The organism is Stenotrophomonas sp. AGC87 (assembly GCF_057333975.1).
In genome coordinates, this window is sequence record NZ_JBHFHW010000042.1 from 38,158 (window position 1) to 41,074 (window position 2,917).

3 protein-coding genes are annotated in these 2,917 nt (G+C 67.3%); all 3 read right to left on the minus strand.

The window, feature by feature from the left end:
- Window positions 1-114 precede the first annotated feature (114 nt).
- From ACE026_RS17360 to ACE026_RS17370, 3 genes are read right to left on the minus strand one after another with little or no spacing between them, the layout of a single operon-like run.
- Window positions 115-1,347, minus strand: a complete 1,233-nt coding sequence (locus tag ACE026_RS17360) for a TraB/GumN family protein (RefSeq protein ID WP_486040048.1) — start codon at window positions 1,345-1,347, stop codon at window positions 115-117.
- Entirely contained in the window at window positions 1,340-1,870 is a 531-nt protein-coding gene (locus tag ACE026_RS17365; RefSeq protein ID WP_486040050.1) for a GNAT family N-acetyltransferase, read from the minus strand. The genes ACE026_RS17360 and ACE026_RS17365 overlap by 8 nt, the downstream gene beginning before the upstream one ends.
- A 19-nt stretch (window positions 1,871-1,889) precedes the next feature.
- Complete coding sequence (locus tag ACE026_RS17370; RefSeq protein WP_121042130.1) at window positions 1,890-2,777, minus strand: carbon-nitrogen hydrolase; 888 nt, start codon at window positions 2,775-2,777, stop codon at window positions 1,890-1,892.
- Between the last annotated feature and the right edge of the window lie 140 nt (window positions 2,778-2,917).

The following is a 2,917-nucleotide window of genomic DNA, read 5'->3' on the forward strand; positions in this document are numbered from 1 at the left end:
CCCCCCCCCCCCCCCCCCCCCCCCCCCCCCCCCGCCACTACCTGCGGTTCCCACATTCGTGCACAAAAAAGGCCACGCATTGCGTGGCCTTTCGATTCACAGCCGGCGCGGGAATCACCCCGCGACCTTGCCCCACACCTGGAACCCGGTCAGCCACAACCCGAGCATGCTGCCCAGGTTGGTCAGCATGAAGGTCAGCACCACGCGGGTCACCCGGTTGCGGTACCAGCCCTTGACGCTCTGCGCATCGTCGCGCAGCTTCAGGAAATCTTCGTAGGCCGGCTTGCGCAGGCGCGCTTCCACCAGGGCCGAGAACGCACCGGTCGGGATGCTCAGCCGGAACGGCTTGAACGGGGCCACCACGATCGCGGTCAGGATGCTCAGCGGGTGGCTGCCGGCCAACAGGCAGCCCAGGCCGGCCAGGCCGCCGGTGTACATCGCCCAGACCGCCAGCAGTTCACTGCCGACGCCCAGGCCGCCGCGATAGAAGCCCACACCGATACCGGTCAGCACGATGGCGAGGATCGCCAGCGTGATCCACGGGATGTTGCGCTTCTTCGGCACGTCTTCCAGCGATTCGCGCAGCGGGCCCGGTGCGTCGGTGTCGGTTTCCAGGTACTTGGCCAGACCGGCCAGATGACCGGCACCGACCACGGCCAGCACTTCGCGCTGGGCCGGGTCGTGCACTTCGCGCAGGCGCGTGGCCATGTAGCGGTCGCGCTCGCCGATGATGGTGTCGTACAGGGCAGGGCTCTCGCTGGCGAACTCGCCGAAGCTGGCTTCGAGCATATCGCCCTGCTTGAGCTTCTCGATCTCGTCTTCGCCCACTTCCTCGGAGGCGAACAGGCCAGCGCCCAGGCCCATCACCAGCTTGATCTTGCCGAAGAAGCCCAGGCGCTGCGAGGCACGCCGGAAGGTCAGGCCGACCTCGCGGTCGATCAGGTGCACGGGCAGGTTGCGTTCGTTGGCCAGAGTGACCGCGCGCTTGAGCTCGGCACCCGGCTCGATCTCGAGCTGTTCGGCCAGGCGGCGCTGGTAGGCAGCCAAGGCCAGGTTGGCGGCGAACAGGGCGACGCGGCCCTTGCGGATCACCTCGACCAGGTCGAGCTTGGCCAGCGCATCCGGATCGGTCAGTGCCTGCAGGCGCTGCGCGTCCAGTTCGACCGCGACCGCGTCGAAGCGGCCACTTTCGATCGCACGTTCCACCGCCTCCACGCTGGCCTGCGAGACGTGCGCGGTGCCCAGCAGGGTGTAGCGCACGCCATCGCGTTCGACGATGCGGACGGGCTGGCCGGCGAACAACGTGTCGCCGGCGTCAATCAGGGTATCGGTCATTGCATCATTCATTCGAAGGGGCGCTGTCGGCACCATCGCCGAGCGCGCGCTGCATCTGGACGGTATCCAGCCAGCGGCCATGCTTGCGGCCGAGGCCGCGGAAAACGCCGACGGTATGGAAACCGAAACGCTCGTGCAGTTTGATGGAGGCAGTATTGGTCGGCTCGCCGATCACGGCCACCATCTGCCGGTAACCGCGTGCGACGCAGGCATCGATCAGGCCCTGCATCAGCGCGGTGCCGACGCCGCGGCCCTGGAACGCCGCATCCACATAGACCGAATTCTCCACGGTCCATTGATAGGCGATCCGGCCGCGGTAGGTATTGGCGTAGGCATAGCCGGCCACCTGGCCATCGACCTCGGCCACGATGTACGGAAAGCCGCGGCTGACGATGTCCTGCATGCGGCGGCGCATTTCCGCCGCCTCCGGGATCTCGTACTCGTAGGTGTTGACGAAGTCGGTCACTTCCACCGCATAGATCGCGGTGATGGCCGCGATATCGGCATCGGTGGCGTCGCGCAGGTGCACGGTCACGGTGGGGTGTCCTGGTCGGTCAGTCGATGTAGCGCTTGAGCAGATCGCCGTATGCATCGATGCGGCGATCACGCAGGAACGGCCAGATGCGGCGGACGTGCTCGCTGCGCTGCAGGTCCACATCGCAGACCAGCACGGTCGGCTCGCCACCGGCTTCGGCGATGAACTCGCCCTGCGGGCCCAGCACATGGCTGTTGCCCCAGAACTGGATGCCCGAGGCACCCATCGGCGAGGCTTCATGGCCGACGCGGTTGCAGCTCAGCACCGGTACGCCGTTGGCCACCGCATGGCCGCGGTGACTGAGCACCCACGCATCGCGCTGGCGGCCCTGTTCGTCGCGCTGGTCATCCGGGTCCCAGCCGATCGCGGTGGGGTAGAGCAGCAGCTCGGCGCCGGCCAGCGCCATCAGGCGCGCCGCTTCCGGATACCACTGGTCCCAGCACACCAGCACGCCAAGGCGCCCCACCGAAGTGTCGATCGGGGTGAAACCCAGATCGCCCGGGGTGAAGTAGAACTTCTCGTAGAAGCCAGGATCATCCGGGATGTGCATCTTGCGGTACTTGCCGAGCAGGGTGCCGTCTTTCTCGAAGACCACCGCGGTGTTGTGGTACAGCCCGGCCGCGCGACGCTCGAACAGCGAGCCGACGATCACCACGCCATGCTTCTTGGCCAGCGCGCCCAGGCGCTCCGTGCTTGGGCCCGGGATCGGCTCGGCCAGATCGAATTCATCCACCGACTCGTGCTGGCAGAAGTACGCACCGTTGTGCAGTTCCTGCAGCAGGATCAGCTTGGCACCCTGCGCGGCCGCTTCAGCCACGCGCGCTTCGATGACGGCCAGATTGGCCTCGGCATCGCCGTGGTTGCGCTCCTGGATCAGGGCGACGGAAAGGGTGTGGCGTGAGCTCATCCGGAGACGGTCCTGCAAGGGGAAAAACGCAGTTTATCGCGGATGGGTGCACGCAGCGTGCTGGCTGCTAAATGGGCAGACGCGTGGTTGGCGGGCTGCGGCGGCTGGGCTGGGGGGGGGGGGGGGGGGGGGGGGGGGGG